The organism is Pengzhenrongella frigida (genome assembly GCF_004168625.1).
GTDB classification, from domain to species: Bacteria; Actinomycetota; Actinomycetes; order Actinomycetales; family Cellulomonadaceae; genus Pengzhenrongella; species Pengzhenrongella frigida.
Genome location: NZ_SDWW01000028.1, coordinates 36,693 through 55,683, shown reverse-complemented (window position 1 = coordinate 55,683; position 18,991 = coordinate 36,693). Strand labels below are relative to the sequence as shown.

Sequence of the window (18,991 nt, the reverse complement as noted above, 5' to 3'; positions counted from 1 at the left end):
CTGCCGCAACTCCGTCTTTGTGGTCCTGAGCGGACAATCTTGAGCGTGCCATATCCACGCTAAGCGACACAGTACACTAGTATGAATAGTACTAGAGGGTGACGATACGGACAAGGGGTGACAACCCTCCTGTGGACACAGATCTCCGTCGAGCCAACTACTGACGGGCCCCGGCCCCCGGCGCCGCACCCCGCAACCCGCGCGTCCACCCGCGCCAGAACGGATCCCGCTACCGCCCAGCCATGAGGTCGCCGTCGCGGTCGAGCCGGTCGAGCACCTCGTCGGGGGACAGCTGTTCGAGGTCGTCGTCGGCCAGCTCGTCCCAGGTCCGCGGCGCGGCGACCGTGGGCACCTCGCGACCTCGCAGCGAGTACGGCGTGATCGTCGTCTTGCCCGGGTGGTTCTGCGACCAGTCGAGCAGCACCTTGCCTCCGCGCAGGTCCTTCCGCATCACCGCGACGATCCGGGACGGGTGTGCCTTCGCGAGCTCGAGCGCCAGTCGCCGTGCGTACTGCCGCACGTCCTCGGCCGACTGCTGCCCATCGAGCGACGCGTACAGCTGAAGTCCTTTGCTCCCGGAGGTCACGGGGACGGTCTCGAGCCCGTCGTCGCGCAGCCGGTCGGCGACCAGACGAGCGACCCGGATGCAGTCCCGGAGCGTGGCGGGCGCGCCGGGATCGAGGTCGATCACGAGCCGATCGGGGGTGCGGATCTCGCCCTCGCTCCCCACCCGCCACTGCGGCGTGTGCAGCTCGAGGGCCCCCTGGTTGGCCGCCCAGACCAGCGCCGCGAGATCGTCGAGGAACGGGAAGGTGACCTCCCTTCCCTCCTCGGGGGCCTCCGGCGCGGTGGGCATCGTCTGGCGGCGCAACCACGCCGGGGCACCCGCGGGGACGTTCTTCTCGAAGAACCGCTCCCCGTCGACCCCCTGCGGGTAGCGGATCCGGGTGACGGGACGGTCCAGCAACTGGGGGAGCAGCGCGCCGGCGACCCGGGAGTAGTAGTCGATCACCTCCGCCTTGGTCATGCCGACGGCGGGGTACATGACCTTGTCGAGGTGCCCGATCCGCACCTGACGCCCCTCCACATCGAAGAGCTGACCGTCGTCGTCAGGACTCATGGCTCCTCCCAGGGGTCCGCGGCGCTGTCGTCCCTGATCGCGCGGATGACGGGGTGGCGGAGCCGGCCGGACGGGGTGCGCGTGAGGTAGACGACGTCGACCAGCACGTCGGGGCGGACCCAGTGCGCGCCCCGGGCGTCGACCGCAGGAACCTCGTCCGTGAACGGGCTGCCGGGCAGGGGCGGCGAGGTGAGTGCCGCGACGAGGCCGTCCGCGAGCACCCTGCCCAAACCGCTGCCGGCACGGCCGAGGTAGCGCAACCCACCCGCGGCGTCGGGCGCGCCGAGCAGCACCGCCCCCAGCCGGCCGGTCCCCGTGGACTCCTCCCGCCAGCCGCCGACGACCGCCGTGCGGACGCTGCGGTGCGCGGCCTTGATCCAGTCCCGCGAGCGGCGCCCCGGCTGGTACGTCGACGCGCGCCGCTTCGCGAGGACCCCCTCCAAGCCGTGCTCGCGGGTGACGCGCCACAGGTCGTCCCCGTCGTCGTACACCGGCGAGAGCAGCGCCCGGGCGGGCAGGCCGAGGCGCTCCAACGTCGCGCGCCGCTTGTCGAACGATCGCGAGGTCAGGTCGACGCCGTAGAGGCGCAGCACGTCGAACACGATGTAGGTCACCGGGAGCCGCTCCGCCAGCACGCGCGCCCGGGCGGCGTCGCGCACGTGCATCCGCTCCGCGAGCGCCGCGAACGACGGGACACCCTCGACCATCGCCACGACCTCGCCGTCGAGCACCGCGCCCTGGATCCCGGCCAGGTTGGCGAGCTCCGGGTAGGCAACGGTCACGTCGCGCCCGGTCCGGCTGAGCAGTCGCAGGCGCGCGCCGGTGGTGTCGGCGAGCAGGCGGACGCCGTCCCACTTGACCTCGTAGACCCACTCGGGCCCGGTGGGCAGGTCGGCCGGATCGGCCGCTCGGGTGGCGAGCATCGGCTGCACGGGTCCATCCTGCCCAGACAGGCTCGTTTCGGCGCGGGGACACCCGCCGCGGGCTTCAGCCACGAGGAGGCGACGACGGTGCGAGCGATCTGGAAGGGCGCGGTGGCCTTCGGCCTGGTCAACGTCCCGGTCAAGCTCTATGCGGCCACGGGGGAGCACGAGGTTCCGCTCCATCAGGTGCACCGCGCGGACGGTGGCCGGATCCGCTACCGCAAGACCTGCGGGGTGTGCGGCGAGACGGTCGAGATGGGTGACATCGCCAAGGGCTATCAGACGGACGACGGCGAGCTCGTCGTCCTCACCGACGAGGACCTCGCAGAGCTGCCGCTGGCCACGGAACGGGAGATCTCGGTGCTCGAGTTCGTCCCGTCCGAGCAGGTCGACCCGATCCTGCTCGCCAAGACGTACTACCTCGAACCCGAGAAGACCGCCGCGAAGCCGTACGCACTCCTGCGGGAGGCCTTGGCGGCGAGCGAGCGGATGGCCGTCGTGAAGGTGGCCCTGCGCCAGCGCGAGTCGATGGCGGTGCTGCGGGTGCGTGGGGACGTGATCTGCCTGCAGACGCTCCTGTGGCCCGACGAGGTCCGCGAGGCCGACTTCCCGGTGCTCGAGACCGACGTCGCGGTCCGCCCGCAGGAGCTGACGATGGCGTCGTCGCTGGTCGAGTCCCTCGCGGGGGACTTCGACCCGTCCGAGTTCCACGACGCGTACGCCGGCGCGCTGGAGGCGCTCATCGAGGCCAAGGTCTCGGCAGGCAGCACCCAGGCGGTGCCCGCGCAGGACGCGCAGGGCGGCGCCCGCGGCGGCGGCGAGGTGATCGACCTGCTCGCTGCCCTGCAGCGCAGCGTCGACAAGGCCCGCGAGGCCCGCGGCGCACCGCCGCGCGAGCAGGCGGCGTCCGCGGCGTCGGCCGGCTCGAAGCGGGCCCGGCCGACGACGAAGCCCTCCGCACCGGCGGCGTCGACCTCGGTACCGAAGCCGGCGAAGAAGGCCGCGCCGCGGGCGGCGGCGCAGTCCACGCCGAAGCCGGCAGCCAAGCGGGCCGCCAGGCCCGCGGCCAAGCAGGCCGCCAAGCAGGACGCCGGGTCCGAGCCCACGTCGGCAGCGGCAGAAGCAGCAGCAGAACGAGCGTCCACGCCTGCCGCGGGCGAGCCGGCTGCCAAGGCCCGGGCTCGCTCGACGACCCGGCGCCGCGCGTCCTGAGCCGGGGCACCGATGACGCCTTCGGCCGCGAGCGAGGCGCAGGACGCTGCCGGGCAGACCCTGCGCCGGATCGCCTACCTGCTCGAACGCGCCCGGGCGACGCCGTACCGCAGCGAGGCGTTCCGCGGCGCGGCCCGCGCGGTCGAAGCGTGCGACCCCACGCGGTTCGGCCTCCTCGCGTCGTCGGGCCGGCTGCGGGACCTGCCGGGGGTGGGGGAGAAGACGGCGGGAGTGGTCGACGCCGTCCTGCGCGGCGACCCCGTCGAGTACCTCGAGCGGCTCGAGCGCGAGGCGGTCGCCACGCCCCCGTCCGGCCCGGCGGCGGCCTTGCGCGCGGCCCTGCGCGGCGACCTGCACTCCCACACCGAGGCGAGCGACGGCGTGAGCCCGCTGCCGGAGATGGTCGCGGCCGCGATCGACCTCGGGCACGACTACCTGGCGGTCACCGACCACTCGCCCCGGCTGACGATCGCCCACGGGTTGAGCCCGGCGCGGCTGCGCGCCCAGCTCGACCAGATCGCGGCCCTCAACGCCGCCCTCGACGCGGCCGACAGCTCGTTCCGGGTGCTCTCGGGGATCGAGGTGGACATCCTCGAGGACGGTTCGCTCGACCAGGAGCCCGACCTGCTCGCCGAGCTCGACGTCGTGGTCGCATCCGTGCACTCCCTGCTCCGGATGGAGTCCGGGCCGATGACCCGTCGCCTGCTCACCGCCCTGGCCGACCCGAACACCGACGTCCTCGGCCACTGCACCGGCCGTCAGCTCACCGGAAAGCTGCGGCCGCCGAGCACCTTCGACCGCCACGCCGTGTTCGCCGCCTGCGCCGAGCACGCGGTGGCCGTGGAGATCAACTGCCGCCCCGACCGGCTCGACCCGCCGCACGCCCTGCTGCAGACCGCGATCGACGCCGGCTGCCTCTTCTCGATCGACACCGACGCGCACGCCCCGGGGCAGCTCGACTGGCAGGCGGCCGGGTGCGACCGGGCCGCGGCGCACGACCTGGCGCCGGAGCGGGTCGTGAACACGTGGCCGCTCGAACGGCTCCTGGCCTGGCACCGATGAGGGTCGCGGTCGTCGGGGCGAGCGGGAATGTCGGCACCGCGCTGCTGCGCCGGTTCGCCGACGACGCCACGGTGACCTCGGTCGTCGGAATCGTCCGCCGGCCGCCACCGGCCGCCGTCGTCGCCGCGCGCGACCTGCCCGCGCCGTACGACGTCGCACGCTGGGTCGGGTGCGACCTGGCGGCCCAGGAGTCGGACGACGCCGTCGTCCACCGCCTCGCCGCGGCCTTCGCGGGGGCCGACGCCGTCGTCCACCTCGCGTGGGCGCACCGGCCCAGCCACGACCGGGCCGGCCTGCACCGCGCCAACGTGCACGGTGCGCGACGGGTGGCCGACGCCGCCGTGCTGGCCGGGGTGCCCCACCTCGTGGTGGCCTCGGCGGGCGCGGCGTACTCGCCCGCCGACGACGACGAGCCTCGGACCGAGTCCTGGCCGACGGGCGGTCACCCGGACTCGGCCTTCAGCGCCGACAAGGTGGCCGTCGAAGGGGCCCTGGACGACGTCGAACGCCTGCACCCGGGGCTGGTGGTCACGCGGGTGCGCTCCGGGTGGGTGGCCCAGCGGGCCGCGGGCCGGCAGGTCATGGACACGTATGTCGGCCGGTTGGGCGCCCTGACCCGGCTGGTGCCGGGCCGGCCCGTGCCCCTGCCGCGCGGGCTGCGGCTGCAGGCGGTCCACGCGGACGATCTCGCGGCCGCGTACCGAGAGATCGTCGTGCGCCGCCACGGCGGCGCGTTCAACATCGCGGCCCCCGACCTCGTGCGCGAGGACGACATCGCGGCGCTCGTCGGCACGGCGCGCGTACGGGACCTGCCGCCCGGTCTCGTGCGGGCCGCCGTCGAGACGGCCTGGCGGGCCCGGATCGCACCCGCGCCCGGCAGCTGGATCGGGCTGGCCCGCTCGGTCCCGGTCCTGGACACCGCGCGCGCCCGCCGACTGCTCAGCTGGACCCCGCTGCACTCGAGCGCGTCGGCCGTCGCCGAGCTGGTCGCCGGGATGATCGGCGCGGACGGGACCGCGAGCCCGCCGCTGCGTCCTGGCCGCGGCGTGCCCCCGAGGTGACGCACCGAGGTACTCACCGCGGGTTCGCTGCGGGCTCACCCCGTTCGAGGCACCGTCAGGTCAGATCGATGTCGGCCTCGCGCAGCCCTTCCGCCAGGCGCGCGCCGTTGCGGGCTGCGATCACCGGCACCCCCGCGGCAGCAGCGAGCCGCAGCGCGACGTGACCCGCCGTGGGCTTCGCGGGGGAGCCGTGGACGATCACCTGCTCGGCGCCGGACAGCTGGCGGATCGCGATCGCCCGCACCCGGTCAGGCTGCTCGAGGGCAAGCTCGGCGTAGATCTCGGGGTCGCGTTGTCCGTCGTCCCCGACGAGGATCCAGCGGATGTGCGGGAACTCGGTGGTCAGCCGGCGCAGCGCTGCGCGTTTGTGGTCGAAGCCGTCCCGGAACCACCCGGTGCGGGTCGGTCCCCAGTCCGTGAGCAGCAGCGGCCCGGCGGGGTAGTCGAACCGGCGCAGGAACCGCACGAGGGCCGGCGCGGCGTTCCACGCGCCGGTCGACAGGTAGATCACCGGAGCGCCCGGGTGATCGCGCAGCAGGTCCCCGTAGAGGTCCGCCATCCCGGGCACCGGTCGGCGGGTGCCCTCGTGCACGACGAAGGTGTTCCACACCGCGAGCAGCGGCCGCGGCGCCGAGGTGATCATCACGGTGTCGTCGATGTCGCTGACGATCCCCGCCGTCACGTCCGGCGCGACGACGTACACCGGCGCGCTGACCCGACCGCCCGCGTAGGTGAGCTCGACCTGGTGCCAGCCCGGCGCCAGATCGACCGGCAGGGTGACATCGAGATAGCCGCCGTGGTCGGAGACGGTCCGGTGGGAGCTCGACCCGGCCCGTACCTCGACCGCGACGCCCTCGACCTGGGCCGTCACGAGGTGGCGCCACCCACGGATCCGTGGCACGGCATCCGGAGGCAGGTCGACCGGGTCCGCGGCCCCGCCCCGGGCGGGGCCCGGGGGAGCGGCCGGCACGAGCGCGGCGCGAGCCAGCACCCGGATCCAGCCCTGCCCGCCGTACCCGGCGTAGGGCAGCACCGTCGTGCGCCAGCCCCGTCGCCACAGCACCCGCGCGACGACCCGGTTCATCGCGTCCTCGATCCGGCCACCACGGTGTCGGCCCATGGACCGCGCGGCGCCGCCGGCGTCGGGCCGCGGTGGAGAGTTCGTCACGCGCACCAGTCTGCCCACCCAGGTCGGGGCGTGCAGGATCGCGCTCAGCTGGCGGGCTCCCATGCGCCGCCCGATCGGCGCTGGCAGACCGCTGCCGGGACGCTCTCGTGCCCGGCGGCCACCTTGGCGTTCCATCCGGCGACCTGGTCGCGCACGCGAGCCTCGGTGTCCGGGGCGCCGTAGCGGCCCAGGCTAGGGAAGCCGGCGGTCCATTCGACGTCGAGCAGGCCGAGCAGCGCCTGGGCCGCCGCGCGCAGGCTGTCGCGCTCACCGGAGTCGGCGAACGCCAGTGCGTTGGCCGCCACGTCGGTGTGCCCGCCGAGGAGCGCGTCGATCGCGGTTGCCCCGCGCGAGCGCGGCGACCGGCGGATCAGCGGCATGTCGGGATGGGCGACCGCGAGCAGGGCCTCGTACTTGACCTCGGCGCGATGCAGCCTCAGGTGCTCGTCGAGGGACCAGCCCGGGCCGTTGGTCAGGGTCACCCCGCACGCGCAGTCGAGCTGGTTGACGGCTCCGGGCAGCGTGCGCACCACACCGGCCGTATGGTGCTCGGCTCGCACCTGCGCACCCACCCGACGAATCCCGGCGCTCACCGGCTCGACCTCACCCACGCCTCTGCTCCCCTTGCCTCGACTGCGCTGAACATCTTGCCGCATCGCCGGGCAGGGCCGACCTCCGGAGCGCCCGACTCACACGATCGCGCGCAGGTCGATAGGAGACAAGTCCTCTAGTCGATCGTGCCCGACGACGTCGCAGCGCGTCAGGCGGGAGGGGAGTACGTCCAGTGCCACGACTCACGCGGCGTGTCCGCGACGAAGCCGTAGGTGCCGGCGTTCGCCTTCATCCAGGCGAGAGCCTTGGCGTCGAGATCGAGGTCGAGGCTGCGACCCCAGCCGTGGTCGGAGGTTCCGGGCGCTGCGGCAAGCCCTCCCTGGGAGTACAGACCCTTGCGCTCGGCGACGTCGACCTGGCTCTCGTAGGACCGGTAGGAGTCCGTGATGCCGATCGTGACCCCGTCGCGTGCCGCGGCGGCGGTGAGCTGGTCGTACGCCTTGGTCGCGGGTGCCCAGAGGCGGTGACCGGTCGAGCCGATCGAGGCGAGCGCGTCGGCCGGGATCCGGCCGTTGCCATAGGCCGCGAGCTCCACCGGGGCGCCGTCCGCGGTGAGCCTGCCGGTGCTCGTCGCCACCGACGACCCGCCCGCGACCTCACCTGCGAGCACCGAGGCGAACGAGTCACCTGTGACAGCCGTGGTGGCGGTCAGCGTGCTGGCCCGCTCCGGAGCGAACACGGCGAGGGTGCCGCGGATCTCGGCGATGCGGTTGTTGATCGCGGCGATGCCGTCCACTGCAGTCCTGCCGCTCGTCGGGGATTCTCGCCCGGCCCATCGGCCGCCGGGGCGCGGGTATGAGAGGTCGTCGGCGGGAGGAGACGTGAAACGATGCGCACATGACCACGACCCACGTCGCCCTGCTCCGCGCCATCAATGTCGGAGGCGTCACGGTCCCGATGGAGCACCTGCGGGATCTGGCGTTCGAGCTCGGCTGGACCGACGTCATCACCTACCTCGCGACGGGCAACCTGCTGCTGTCGACCACGCAGACCGCGACGGCCGTCGCCGAGCGCCTGTCGGCGGCGCTGCGGGCCGAGTACGCCCGTGAGGTGCCCGTGGTGGTGCGTACGCCCGCACAGCTGCTGGCGACCCTCGACCGCGTCCGGCCGGTGTTCGCGCACGCCGAGCCCCGGCGGGTGCAGGTCGCCTTCCTCGACCGCGATCCCGGCCCCGACGCCGACGAGCTGCTCGGCGCGTTCGCGCCCGACGAGCACCGGTACCTCGGCGGCGAGCTGGCCCTGCACTACCCGAACGGCCAGGCCCGCACCAAGATGACCACCTCCGCCATCGAGCGCCGCCTCGGCGTGGTGGCCACGGTGCGGGGCGTGGCGACGATCGAGGGCATCCTCGTACGTTCCGGCGTGACGCCCGTCCGGGACGACCTGGACCGGGACAGCTGACCGGTCGCAATCGTTGACCGGGCGCCAAACCGGACCGTACCGTGCAGTAACCGTCATCTGCGTACCGGCGCTCGGCCCACCAGGCCGGCTCCGCGAGGAGTCCGTGACGGTCCGCCCACACGGCTGCGAGGAAGCACGATGACGCTCTTCCCGACGGTGTACCTGCCCGAACCGCTGCGCGTCGGCGCCCCCGCGCTGCGTGACCACCTGGTCTCCCACGGTCTGTCCCTCGTCGATCGGCCCGGCGTGGCCGATGTCGTCGTCGCGATCGGTGGCGCCGACGAGAGCGCCGTCCGCCGCGAGGGTGCCGGTGTCGTCGTCCTGGTCGGCGCGCAGCCGGTCGCCGAGGGACTGCTGGCCGCGCGCGGCATCATGACTCGCCCGCAGGAGCACCCGGCCCGACGCCGCATCGTGCCGGTCGAGCCCGGACCGGCCACGTCGGCCGAGGATCTCCTCGCCTGGACGACGACGCCCACGTTGCCCGTCAGCGCGGATCTCGCCGTCAGCCTCCCCGCGGTGGCGGCCCTGCGCCAGGCTGGTCGTGCGGGCCAGCCGGGCCCGGTCGTGGCCGCCGTGGCCGACGACGACGGCTGTCGCCTCGTCGCGCTAACGGTCGACGTCAGCGACGCCGCGCACCCGGACGAGCCGCTCGACGGCGTCCTCCCCGACCTCTCCACCGGCGCCGAGCTGCTCCTCAACGCGATCTTCTGGGCCGCGCCGCGCCCCGCCCCGGCGGTCCCCGCCACCGCCACCGCCACCGGGACCGGTGCGATCGCCGCCGACCCGGCCTGGCTGCGGCTGAAGGAGGCCGTCACGGCACTGCAGCCGCTGCAGGCCCCGGACGGCTCGGTGCCAGATCCGCGCCACCACGCGCACGCGCAGATGCTCGTCGAGACGATCTGCACCGCGACGGCCGAGCTGGCGCCGCGGCTGCCGCACGACGCGGACTACCTCGACGGCCTGGTCAAGGACTTCCACCGGTGGTGCGACCTCGGCCTGGGCGTACCCGACTTCCTCGACTCGCTCACCGCGTTCCACCCCGAGCTCCAGCGCACCGACGGACTCGACCACCTGGTCGTGTTCCCGATGTACACCCAGAACGGCAGCACCGAACGCAAGGTCGAGGCCGTGCTGCTGCGGGTGTTCTGGCCCGAGTTCGTCGCGGACCTCGAGGCCGGCGGGTACTCGAACCCGATGTTCGTGCCGATCACGTTCCTCGACTTCACCGCCGGGTACGACACGAACTCCGCGGTGCTCTTCCCCGAGACGGTCGCGATGCGCGAGATCCCCCGGTTCACCTGGGGCGGGATCTTCGCCGACCGCGAGGCGGCCCGGTTCCGCCGGGTCGTGCGGGCGGCAGCCGACACCACCCGGCTCGCCCTGCCGCCCGACGCCGCCCGGCTCCTGGCCGACCAGACGCTCGCGCAGGAGACGTTCGTGCTGTGGGACCTCATCCACGACCGCACCCACATGCGCGGCGACCTGCCGTTCGACCCGTTCATGATCAAGCAGCGGATGCCGTACTTCCTGTACTCGCTGGAGGAGCTGCGCTGCGACCTGACGGCGTTCCGCGAGGCGGTCACGCTCGAGGCCGAAGGCGTCCCGCACGCGCGGCTGGTCCAGTACGCGGTGATCTTCGACCGGATCTTCCGGTTCGCGGTCTCCGGGTCGCGGGTACGCAACTACGACGGCCTCGGCGGTCAGCTGCTGTTCGCCTGGTTGCACCAGCACCACGTCCTGCACTGGACCGACAGCCGCCTGACGATCGACTGGCCGGACGTCCCCGCGGCCGTGATCGCGCTCGGCGACGAGATCGACACCCTGTACTGGCGCTCGATCGACCGGCCGAAGGTCGCGCACTGGCTCGCCGCCTATGCGCTGGTCGCCGGCACGCTGACACCGCACCCGGCGTCGGCCTGGGCCCGGGCGGGGGAGGCACTGCCGCTCGACGGGCCCCCCAAGGGCCTGACGGACGCCGTCCTGCCCGACGAGTTCCCGCTCTCGATGTTCTACGAGGCCTTGGCCCGCAAGATCGGTGACGTGGTGGCCTCGACCTCCGGCATCACGGCGTGAGCGGCACGCGGGCGCCGTTCCGGACGCCGTCGCGCACGTCGCCCGATCGCCCGCACCGGCCGGGCGCCCGAGTGGGGGAGGATGTCGCCGTGACGACTCTCCACGACCCCGAATCCCGCGGTTTCGCCTCCGACAACTACGCCGGCGCCCACCCCGAGGTGCTCGCCGCCATCGCGGCCGCCAACGGTGGGCACCAGGTCGCCTACGGCGAAGATGTGTACACCGCCCGCCTCCAGGAGGTCATGGCCGGCCACTTCGGGGACAAGGCCCGCGCCTTCCCGGTGTTCAACGGGACCGGCGCGAACGTGCTGTCGTTGCAGTCGATGCTCCCGCGCTGGGGTGCGGTGATCTGCGTCGAGACCGCCCACATCAACATGGACGAGAACGGTGCACCCGAGCGGATCGGCGGCCTCAAGCTGCTGACCGTGCCCGCGCCCGACGGCAAGCTCACCCACGAGCTGATCGACCGACAGGCGTGGGGGTTCGGCGACGAGCACCGCGCTCAGCCGGGCGTGGTGTCGATCACGCAGACCACCGAGCTCGGCACCGCCTACACCCCGGGCGAGATCGCCGCCTTGACGACGCACGCGCACGACCTGGGCCTCACGGTCCACCTGGACGGCGCCCGGATCGCCAACGCGGCGGCCAGCCTCGACCTCCCGCTGCGCGCGTTCACCACGGACGTCGGCGTGGATGTGGTCTCGTTCGGCGGGACGAAGAACGGCCTGCTGTACGGCGAGGCCGTCGTCGTGCTCGACCCCGCGGCGTCGGCCGGGCTGCCCTACCTGCGCAAGATGGACATGCAGCTCACGTCGAAGATGCGGTTCGTCTCCGCACAGCTCCTCGCACTGCTCGACGGCGACCTGTGGCTGCGGTCCGCCCAGCACGCCAACGCGATGGCGACCCGGCTGAGGGCCGCGGTCGAGGGCACCGAGGGTCTCGTGATCACGCAGCCCACCCAGTCGAACGCAGTGTTCGCGATCCTGCCCGCCGGGGTGGCCGACCGGCTACGCACCCGGTTCCGCTTCTACGACTGGAACGAGGCGACCGGCGAGGTCCGCTGGATGTGCGCGTTCGACACCACCGAAGCCGACGTCGACGCCTTCGCCGCCGCGATCCGCCACGAGCTCATCCCCTGAGGCTCCGCGGCGGGCTGCCTTGTACAGTGGATTACCAGGACGAGGGCTTGTAGTCCTTGAGGAAGACGCCGTACAGGTCCTCGCCGGCCTCGCCGCGGACGACCGGGTCGTAGACGCGGGCGGCGCCGTCCACCAGGTCGAGCGGGGCGTGGAAGCCCTCCTCGGCCAGGCGCACCTTGGTCGGGTGCGGGCGCTCGTCCGTGATCCAGCCGGTGTCGACCGCCGTCATGAGGATCCCGTGCTCGGCGAGCTCGCCGGCGCTGGTCCGGGTCAGCATGTTCAGGGCGGCCTTCGACATGTTCGTGTGCGGGTGCCCCGGCCCCTTGTACCCGCGGGAGAAGACCCCCTCCATCGCGGAGACGTTGACGATGTACTTGCGCCGGGCGGCCGCGGCTTCCATCGCGGGGCGTAGCCGGCTGACCAGGATGAACGGCGCGGTCTGGTTGCACAGCTGGACCTCGAGCAACTCGAGCGCGTCCACCTCGCCGACCGTCGCCACCCAGCTGTTCGTGGCATGGGTGTCCGGGACGAGCCCCCCGGCGTCGATCGAGGTCCCGGCCACGAGGCGGGTGAGCGAGGCGGCGTCGGCCGTGAGCGCGAGCGTCGCGACATCCCCGGCCTCGACCTGCGCGACGGCGTCGGAGAGGGTCGCCACCGACCCCGCCAGCGCGCGCGGGTGGGCGTCGCTGGTGTGGCCGTAGGTGATGAGCTCGGGCATCGGACCGGCGGGCAGCGGCGCCAGCTCGGCGTCGGCCAGCGGGGCGTAGGCCCCGGGGGAGCGACGCACGGTCTGGGCGGCGTTGTTGATGAGGATGTCGAGCGGGCCGGCGGCGCTGACCTCGTCGGCCAGCGCGACGACCTGCGCGGGGTCGCGCAGGTCGATGCCGACCACCTTGAGCCGGTGCAGCCACTGATCGCTGTCGTCCATCGCGGCGAACCGGCGGGCGGCGTCGCGCGGGAAGCGGGTGGTGATCGTGGTGTGGGCACCGTCGCGGAGCAGCCGCAGCGCGATGTACATGCCGATCTTGGCGCGGCCGCCGGTGAGCAGCGCACGCCGTCCGGTCAGATCCGTCCGGGCGTCGCGCTTGGCGCGGTGCTGGGCCGCGCAGGACGGGCACAGCTGGTGGTAGAACGCGTCGACGTCGCGGTACAGCTCCTTGCAGATGTAGCACGCACGAGCCTTGAGCAACGTCCCGGCGAGGGCGCCCGGCGCCTGCGAGACGAGCGGGATCCCACGGGTCTCGTCGTCGATCCGCCCGGGGCTGCCGGTGGCGGTGGCGGCCACGACGGCCGAGTCGGCCGCGGACACCGCCGCACGCTTGGTCGTCCGCCGGTCCTTCTTCACCGCCTTGAACAGCTCCGAGGTGGCGCGCCGGGCGGCAAGGTTGGCCGGGTGATCGGCCGGGAGCGCCGCGAGCTCACGCGCGACCCGCAGGAAGGTCTCCAGGTCCGCGGGAGCGGGGTCGAACACCGGCACCACGTCGCCAGGCGCGACCTGAGCGGCCGGCACGAGCTCAGCGACCGACGCGACCTCGGCGACCGGGCGCGCGGCATCTGCATGCCGTGCGCCCGGTCCAGCCTGGCCGACGACGCCGATCGCGTCGTCGACCAGCATGCCGTCGAGGTCGTTCGTCATAGGGCCGGTGTCTCAGTACGTCGAGCGGCTGTACGTCTTGCGGTCGGTCGAGGGCGACCGGTGCTCGCGCGGGCCGGTGCTCGAACCGGTCGGCCGCGACGGGGCGTGGGTCGTGCGGGGCGCCGGGCCGTCGTCGAGGCGAATGCGCAGCGGCTGACCCGCGACGCGCGCCTTCGAGATCCGGTCGAAGGCCTCCTGGCTGAGGTTGCCCGAGATCTCCACGAGGCTGAAGCTCGGGAAGATGTCGATCTTGCCGAGATCCTTGCCGGTGAGCCCGCCCTCGTTCGTCAGCGCGCCGACGATCGCACCCGGCTGGGCGCCGTGGGACGTGCCGACCGCCACGCGGTAGCGGGTGCCACCCTCGGTGCGGCGCGAACGCTCGCCACCGCGGGGACCGTTGCGGTTCTCGCCACGGTCGCCACGGGAGTCGTTGCGGCCGCCACGCTCGGGACGCTCGGGGCTCATGCGGGCCCGGCTCAGCGCCTCGTCGAGGTCGTCGCCGTGGTTCGTGCGGGCCGTGGGACCGTCGTCGCCGACGGCGAGCGCGGCGAGCGAGGCCACGAGGTCCTCGATGTCGACCTCGGGGTTCTGCGCGAGGAAGACGGCGACGGCCTCGCGGTAGAGCTCGAGGCGACCGGCCTCGGTGCGCGCATTGACCTTGCCCAGCAGGGTCTGGACGCGGTGCGCCGAGACGTCGGCGGGGGAGGGGAGCGTCATCTCCTTCAGCGGCGTGCGCGTGAGGCGCTCGATCTGGCGCAGGCGGTGCTGCTCGCTCGGGGTGACGAACGTGAGCGCCTCACCGGTGCGGCCGGCCCGGCCGGTGCGGCCGATGCGGTGCACGTAGATCTCCGGCTCGCTCGGCGCGTCGAAGTTCACGACGAGGCCGATGCGGTCGACGTCGAGGCCGCGGGCCGCGACGTCGGTCGCGACCAGCACGTTCAGTGCGCCGCTGCGCAGGCGCTCGACGATCTTCTCGCGCTCGCCCTGGGCGACGTCGCCGCTGATGTACGCGGCGGAGATGCCGCGCTCGACGAGGGCGCTGCCGACCTCTTCGGCCGCACCACGGGTACGCACGAACACGATGGCCGCCTCGGCCTCGGTGACCGCGAGGACGCGGGCCAGGGCGCCGGCCTTGTGCCGGAACGGCACGACCGCGTACGACTGCTTGACCGAGGTCACCGTCGAGGACTGCCGGGAGGTGGCGATCTCGACGGGGTTCTTCATGTGCTGGTTCGCGACGCGGCGGATCGCGGGCGGCATGGTCGCGGAGAACAGCGCGACCTGACGCTCGACCGGGGCGAAGCTGAAGATCTTGTCGACGTCCTCGGCGAAGCCCATCCGCAGCATCTCGTCGCCCTCGTCCAGGACGAGGAAGCGGACGTCGTCGAGGTGCAGCGTGCCGCGCTCGATGTGGTCGATGACGCGGCCGGGGGTGCCGACGACGATCTGGGCGCCACGGGCCAGGGCGCGCTGCTGCGGCACGAACGGCGAGCCACCGTAGATCGCGATGACCTCGACGCCGTGCATGTGCTTGGCGAAGGACTCGATCGCCTCGGCGGTCTGCATCGCGAGCTCGCGGGTCGGGGCGAGCACGAGTGCCTGCACCCGGCCCAGGGTCGGGTCGATCGCGGCGAGCAGCGGCAGGCCGAAGGCCGCCGTCTTGCCGGTGCCGGTCTGGGCCACGCCCGTGATGTCGCGTCCCTCGAGCAGCGGCGGGATCGCCTGGGCCTGGATCGCGGACGGCTCGGTGAAGCCGAGGTCCGCGACGGCCCGCAGCAGCGCCGCGGGGAGGTTCAGGTCGGCGAAGCCGGTGGTGATGTCGCGCTCCGGGGACGTGCTGTCCGAGGGCGCAATGGAGTCATGGGTGATCGTCATGTGGTTTAAGAACCATTCCGTCGCATAGCGGAGTCTTGTAACGGGTGCCAGGTAGCGGACCGCATGGTCGCCATCCCCGAACACACAGGTGGTCGAACCACCGGCACAGACACATGAGGGATTACGCGACGAACTCCAGATTCGACGATGAGTCTACCGGACGCCGGGCATAGCTCGGTGGTGACGTCGCTCACGCACGGCGAATCGTGGGGCCGGGGGCGGGCTAGAGGCCGAACCGCGGCGCCTCGATCATGGGGCACAGGTCCATGACCACATCGAGCCCGGCGGACCGGGCCCGGGCCGCCGCGGCCTCGTCGACCACTCCGAGCTGCAGCCAGACCGCACCGGCACCGACGGCGATCACCTGGTCGACCACGTCGCCTGCCAGGGCGGAGTTCACGAAGACGTCCACGACGCCGACCGGCCCGGGCACGTCCCCGAGGCTGGCGTAGCCCACCTCACCATGCACGGTCGCGGCGGCCGGGTGCACCGGGACGATCGTCATCCCGAGGGCGCCCTGGACGTAGGCGGCCACCTCGTACGCGGCCCGCGCGCGGTTCGTGGACAGCCCCACCACGGCCCAGCGGGCGGGGGTCGTGAGCAGGCGCTGCACCACCGCGGGATCGTTCACGTGAGACATGGCGTCACCCTGCCACACCGGCCCGTGGCCGAGAGAACCACTGGCGGCCCCGGCGGCACCGCGCCCACCGTAGGGTGACGCCATGCGCGCCACCGTTCTGCACGGCCCGAAAGACGTCCGCCTCGAGCAGGTCCTGGACCCCGTCCTGCACCGACCGACCGACGCGATCGTGCGTGTGGTCGCGGCGTGCGTGTGCGGCTCGGACCTGTGGGGCTACCGCGGGATCCGACCCACGGCCAAACCGCGCCGGATCGGCCACGAGCTGGTCGGGGTCGTCGAGGCCATCGGCGCCGACGTCACGACCGTGCGCCCCGGCGACTTCGTGATCGCGCCGTTCGCGTTGGGCGACGGCACCTGCCCGCACTGCCTGAACGGCTTCCCGACCTCGTGCGTGCACGGCGTGATGTGGGGCGGCCTCGACCATGAGGGCCTGCTCGTCGACGGCGCACAGGGCGAGCTGGTCCGCACCCCGTTCGCCGACGCGAACCTCGTCGCGACGCCGACCTACCCCTCCGACGAGCTCATCCCGAGCCTGCTGGCGCTCTCCGACGTGATGGGGACCGGCCACCACGCCGCCATCTCCGCGCGCGTCGGCCCCGGTTCGACCGTCGTCGTCGTGGGCGACGGTGCCGTCGGGCTGTGCGCGGTCCTTGCCTCCGCGCGCCTCGGCGCCGGCCGCATCGTGGCCATGTCGCGGCACGCCGACCGGCAGGCCGTGGCCCGGGAGTTCGGGGCGACGGACATCGTGGCCGAGCGCGGACCCGCCGGGGTGGCCGCCGTGCTCGAGCTGCTCGGAGGTATCGGAGCCGATGCCGTCCTGGAGTGCGTCGGCACCCGTGAGTCGATGCAGCAGGCGCTCGACTCCACCCGCCCTGGCGGATTCGTCGGGTACGTCGGGGTCCCGGCGGGCGGTCCGGAGCTGCCCATCGGGCAGATGTTCGGGGCGAACCTCAACGTCGCGGGCGGCGTCGCGCCGGTACGCGCCTATCTGCCCGAGCTGCTCGCGGACGTGCTCGACGGCTCGATCGATCCGGGCCGCGTCTTCGACCTCACCCTTCCGCTCGACGCCGTCGCCGAGGGCTACGCCGCGATGGACGAGCGTCGCGCGATCAAGACGATGCTGCGCCCGTAGGCCACCGAAGCGCCGGTCCTTGCGGGCTGTGACCAGGCACGGTTCCCTTAGGATCGTGAATCAGTACGGCCCACAGGCGGGTCGCGACATCGACGGGGGAGCAGTGGCACGCGAGCTAGAGGTCAGCAGCCGCGTGCTCACCGTCCCCAATGTGATCAGCTTCGGCCGGCTCGCGCTCGTGCCGGTCTTTGCCGTCCTGATCGTCCAGGGTGAGGACATCTGGGCCCTCGCGGTGCTCGCGGTCTCCGGTGCGAGCGACTGGCTCGACGGCCTGATCGCGCGGCGCTTCAACCAGGTCTCCCGGCTCGGACAGCTCCTGGATCCCGCCGCCGACCGGCTGTTCATCCTCGTGACCCTGATCGGTCTCGCCCTGCGTGACGTCGTCCCGGTGTGGCTCGTGGTCGTGCTCGTCGGACGCGACGTGCTGCTCGCCGGCCTGCTGCCGGTGCTCGCGCGCCACGGCTACGGCCCCCTGCCGGTGCACTTCGCGGGCAAGGCCGGCACGTTCGCGCTGCTGTATGCGTTCCCCCTCCTGCTGCTCGCCGAGTGGAGCGGACCGGTCGGGACGGTCGCATCCGCGCTCGGCTGGGCCTTCGCGTGGTGGGGCGTCGGGCTCTACTGGTTCGCCGCACTGCTCTACTTCGCCCAGGCGCGCGCCCTGCTCCGTCAGCCTCAGGTCACGGCATGACGACGCGCCCACCTCAGGGCGCGCCCCCGAGCCCTGCGTCCGCCCGACCCGTCGACGCGTCGATGACGCTCCTCAACGAGGTCATGCTCAAGCCCCTCGACCCGGGCTACCAACAGGCCGCCGACCGGCGTCGCGCCGCCGGCAACCCGCCCGTCCGCCCGCTGCACACGGCCTGGCACTTCCTGCTGGCCATCGCGCTCGGTCTGGTCACGGCCGCCGCGGCCGCCGATCTGCGCGCCCCCGAGCCGGCCGTCGCCCAGGCCCGCGCGCTGCTCGAGGAGCAGATCGAGGAGCGGTCCGCCGTCGCCGAGCAGTTCGAGGAGGACAACGCGGAGCGCACGCAGGAGATCGCCGAGCTGCAGGCCGCGGCGCTCGGCGACCGCGATCCAGCCTCGCTCGCGCGCGTCGCGTCGGACGGCGTGAGCTCGGGGGCGGTGGCCGTGAACGGGCCCGGGCTCCGGCTCACGGTTGAGGACTCGGCCGCCGCGCGGGAAGACCTGGAGCGGGCGAACCCCAATGAGCGGGTGCAGGACGGCGACCTCCAGGTCACGGTCAACGGGCTCTGGGCGTCAGGCGCGGAGGCGATCGCGATCAACGGGCACCGCCTCTCCGCCGTGACCGCGATCCGCAGCGCGGGCAGCGCGATCCTGGTCGATCTCGTCCCGCTCTCGGGCCCGTACGTGGTCGAGGCGATCGGTGACCCCGCGGACCTCGAGACCAGGTTCGCGCGCACCGATGCGGGGCAGCACCTGTCCACGCTCCGCAACAACTACGGGATCGGCAGCAGGTTCTCGAGCGAGGACAGCCTCGAGCTGCCGGCGGCATCGAGCACCCGGCTGTGGTCCGCGCGGCTGCCGACCACGACCGAGGCCGGGACTATGGCATCGTCGAGCCCCACCGTCAAAGGAGTTGAGCCGTGATCGCGGTGCTGGGTCTGATCATCGGGGTCGTCGCCGGCCTGGTTCTTGAGCCAACCGTGCCGACGTCGTTGCAGCCGTACCTTCCGATCGCGGTCGTGGCCGCTCTCGACGCGCTGTTCGGGGGCCTGCGCGCCATGCTCGACGGCATCTTCAACGACCGGGTGTTCCTGGTGTCGTTCCTCTCGAACGTCGTGGTGGCCGCCCTCATCGTCTTCCTGGGCGACCAGCTGGGCGTCGGGACACAGCTCTCGACGGCCGTCGTCGTGGTGCTCGGGATCCGGATCTTCTCCAACGCCGCGGCGATCCGCCGCCACGTCCTCAAGGCCTGA

The 18,991-nt window shown here is 73.1% G+C and carries 18 protein-coding genes; 10 read left to right on the top strand and 8 right to left on the bottom strand.

Annotated features, from left to right (window positions below; all coding sequences use genetic code 11):
• Positions 1-229 precede the first annotated feature (229 nt).
• Together ligD and EUA98_RS12305 are read right to left on the bottom strand one after the other, a co-directional pair.
• Complete coding sequence (gene ligD / locus EUA98_RS12310; RefSeq protein ID WP_130102978.1) at positions 230-1,120, bottom strand: non-homologous end-joining DNA ligase; 891 nt, start codon at positions 1,118-1,120, stop codon at positions 230-232.
• Positions 1,117-2,043 (bottom strand): ATP-dependent DNA ligase, encoded by a 927-nt coding sequence (locus EUA98_RS12305; RefSeq protein ID WP_350339498.1) that lies wholly within the window; start codon positions 2,041-2,043, stop codon positions 1,117-1,119. The genes ligD and EUA98_RS12305 overlap by 4 nt, the downstream gene beginning before the upstream one ends.
• Before the next feature lie 87 nt (positions 2,044-2,130).
• Here EUA98_RS12305 and ku point away from each other — a divergent pair, with 87 nt between their 5' ends.
• Genes ku through EUA98_RS12290 form a run of 3 tightly spaced genes read left to right on the top strand, consistent with a single transcriptional unit; the run spans position 2,131 to position 5,378 of the window.
• Positions 2,131-3,255, top strand: a complete 1,125-nt coding sequence (gene ku, locus EUA98_RS12300; RefSeq protein WP_130102976.1) for a non-homologous end joining protein Ku — start codon at positions 2,131-2,133, stop codon at positions 3,253-3,255.
• Positions 3,256-3,267: 12 nt separating this feature from the next.
• The gene (locus EUA98_RS12295; RefSeq protein ID WP_130102975.1) at positions 3,268-4,317 is read left to right on the top strand and encodes a PHP domain-containing protein; all 1,050 of its coding nucleotides are present in this window, start codon (positions 3,268-3,270) and stop codon (positions 4,315-4,317) included.
• Positions 4,314-5,378 carry an NAD-dependent epimerase/dehydratase family protein gene (locus tag EUA98_RS12290; protein WP_130102974.1) on the top strand — a complete coding sequence of 355 codons (1,065 nt, stop codon included), beginning with the start codon at positions 4,314-4,316 and terminating at the stop codon, positions 5,376-5,378. Before EUA98_RS12295 ends, EUA98_RS12290 begins: the two co-directional genes overlap by 4 nt.
• 55 nt (positions 5,379-5,433) lie before the next feature.
• Here EUA98_RS12290 and EUA98_RS12285 read toward each other — a convergent pair whose 3' ends face one another.
• The 3 genes from EUA98_RS12285 to EUA98_RS12275 all read right to left on the bottom strand — a co-directional run bounded on the left by EUA98_RS12285 (position 5,434) and on the right by EUA98_RS12275 (position 7,894).
• Positions 5,434-6,609: an App1 family protein phosphatidate phosphatase gene (locus EUA98_RS12285; protein ID WP_130102973.1), complete on the bottom strand. Its 1,176-nt coding sequence runs from the start codon at positions 6,607-6,609 to the stop codon at positions 5,434-5,436.
• Positions 6,591-7,157 (bottom strand): hypothetical protein, encoded by a 567-nt coding sequence (locus EUA98_RS20275; protein ID WP_242511448.1) that lies wholly within the window; start codon positions 7,155-7,157, stop codon positions 6,591-6,593. Before EUA98_RS20275 ends, EUA98_RS12285 begins: the two co-directional genes overlap by 19 nt.
• A 149-nt stretch (positions 7,158-7,306) precedes the next feature.
• Entirely contained in the window at positions 7,307-7,894 is a 588-nt protein-coding gene (locus EUA98_RS12275; RefSeq protein WP_130102972.1) for a M15 family metallopeptidase, read from the bottom strand.
• 101 nt (positions 7,895-7,995) lie between these two features.
• Between EUA98_RS12275 and EUA98_RS12270 the strand changes: the two genes are divergently transcribed.
• The 3 genes from EUA98_RS12270 (at position 7,996) to EUA98_RS12260 (ending at position 11,771) form a co-directional block, all read left to right on the top strand.
• Entirely contained in the window at positions 7,996-8,559 is a 564-nt protein-coding gene (locus tag EUA98_RS12270) for a DUF1697 domain-containing protein (RefSeq protein WP_130102971.1), read from the top strand.
• A 771-nt stretch (positions 8,560-9,330) separates the two neighbouring features.
• Positions 9,331-10,632 carry a DUF6421 family protein gene (locus EUA98_RS12265; RefSeq protein WP_130102990.1) on the top strand — a complete coding sequence of 434 codons (1,302 nt, stop codon included), beginning with the start codon at positions 9,331-9,333 and terminating at the stop codon, positions 10,630-10,632.
• Between the two features lie 89 nt (positions 10,633-10,721).
• On the top strand, positions 10,722-11,771 hold the full coding sequence (locus tag EUA98_RS12260) for a threonine aldolase family protein (RefSeq protein ID WP_350339497.1): 1,050 nt from the start codon (positions 10,722-10,724) through the stop codon (positions 11,769-11,771).
• 31 nt (positions 11,772-11,802) lie between these two features.
• Here EUA98_RS12260 and EUA98_RS12255 read toward each other — a convergent pair whose 3' ends face one another.
• From EUA98_RS12255 to EUA98_RS12245, 3 genes are all read right to left on the bottom strand, one after another.
• Positions 11,803-13,407, bottom strand: a complete 1,605-nt coding sequence (locus tag EUA98_RS12255; protein ID WP_242511446.1) for an SDR family NAD(P)-dependent oxidoreductase — start codon at positions 13,405-13,407, stop codon at positions 11,803-11,805.
• Between the two features lie 12 nt (positions 13,408-13,419).
• Positions 13,420-15,282: a DEAD/DEAH box helicase gene (locus EUA98_RS12250; protein WP_130102970.1), complete on the bottom strand. Its 1,863-nt coding sequence runs from the start codon at positions 15,280-15,282 to the stop codon at positions 13,420-13,422.
• A gap of 223 nt (positions 15,283-15,505) precedes the next feature.
• The gene (locus EUA98_RS12245; RefSeq protein ID WP_130102969.1) at positions 15,506-15,922 is read right to left on the bottom strand and encodes a CoA-binding protein; all 417 of its coding nucleotides are present in this window, start codon (positions 15,920-15,922) and stop codon (positions 15,506-15,508) included.
• Between the two features lie 82 nt (positions 15,923-16,004).
• On the opposite strand from EUA98_RS12245, the gene EUA98_RS12240 reads away from it, so the two are divergent.
• The 4 genes from EUA98_RS12240 (at position 16,005) to EUA98_RS12225 (ending at position 18,991) form a co-directional block, all read left to right on the top strand.
• On the top strand, positions 16,005-17,054 hold the full coding sequence (locus EUA98_RS12240; RefSeq protein WP_130102968.1) for a zinc-dependent alcohol dehydrogenase family protein: 1,050 nt from the start codon (positions 16,005-16,007) through the stop codon (positions 17,052-17,054).
• Between the two features lie 103 nt (positions 17,055-17,157).
• Complete coding sequence (clsA, locus tag EUA98_RS12235; RefSeq protein WP_130102967.1) at positions 17,158-17,742, top strand: cardiolipin synthase ClsA; 585 nt, start codon at positions 17,158-17,160, stop codon at positions 17,740-17,742.
• Complete coding sequence (locus EUA98_RS12230) at positions 17,739-18,662, top strand: DUF881 domain-containing protein (RefSeq protein ID WP_130102966.1); 924 nt, start codon at positions 17,739-17,741, stop codon at positions 18,660-18,662. The genes clsA and EUA98_RS12230 overlap by 4 nt, the downstream gene beginning before the upstream one ends.
• Complete coding sequence (locus EUA98_RS12225; protein WP_130102965.1) at positions 18,659-18,991, top strand: small basic family protein; 333 nt, start codon at positions 18,659-18,661, stop codon at positions 18,989-18,991. Before EUA98_RS12230 ends, EUA98_RS12225 begins: the two co-directional genes overlap by 4 nt.

Coding starts and splice junctions, on each gene's coding strand:
- ligD (WP_130102978.1), bottom strand. CDS start 1,120: ATGAGTCCTGACGACGACGGTCAGCTCTTCGATGTGGAGGGGCGTCAG.
- EUA98_RS12305 (WP_350339498.1), bottom strand. CDS start 2,043: ATGCTCGCCACCCGAGCGGCCGATCCGGCCGACCTGCCCACCGGGCCC.
- EUA98_RS12295 (WP_130102975.1), top strand. CDS start 3,268: ATGACGCCTTCGGCCGCGAGCGAGGCGCAGGACGCTGCCGGGCAGACC.
- EUA98_RS12290 (WP_130102974.1), top strand. CDS start 4,314: ATGAGGGTCGCGGTCGTCGGGGCGAGCGGGAATGTCGGCACCGCGCTG.
- EUA98_RS12285 (WP_130102973.1), bottom strand. CDS start 6,609: ATGGGAGCCCGCCAGCTGAGCGCGATCCTGCACGCCCCGACCTGGGTG.
- EUA98_RS12270 (WP_130102971.1), top strand. CDS start 7,996: ATGACCACGACCCACGTCGCCCTGCTCCGCGCCATCAATGTCGGAGGC.
- EUA98_RS12255 (WP_242511446.1), bottom strand. CDS start 13,407: ATGACGAACGACCTCGACGGCATGCTGGTCGACGACGCGATCGGCGTC.
- EUA98_RS12250 (WP_130102970.1), bottom strand. CDS start 15,282: ATGACGATCACCCATGACTCCATTGCGCCCTCGGACAGCACGTCCCCG.
- EUA98_RS12245 (WP_130102969.1), bottom strand. CDS start 15,922: ATGTCTCACGTGAACGATCCCGCGGTGGTGCAGCGCCTGCTCACGACC.
- EUA98_RS12240 (WP_130102968.1), top strand. CDS start 16,005: ATGCGCGCCACCGTTCTGCACGGCCCGAAAGACGTCCGCCTCGAGCAG.
- EUA98_RS12230 (WP_130102966.1), top strand. CDS start 17,739: ATGACGACGCGCCCACCTCAGGGCGCGCCCCCGAGCCCTGCGTCCGCC.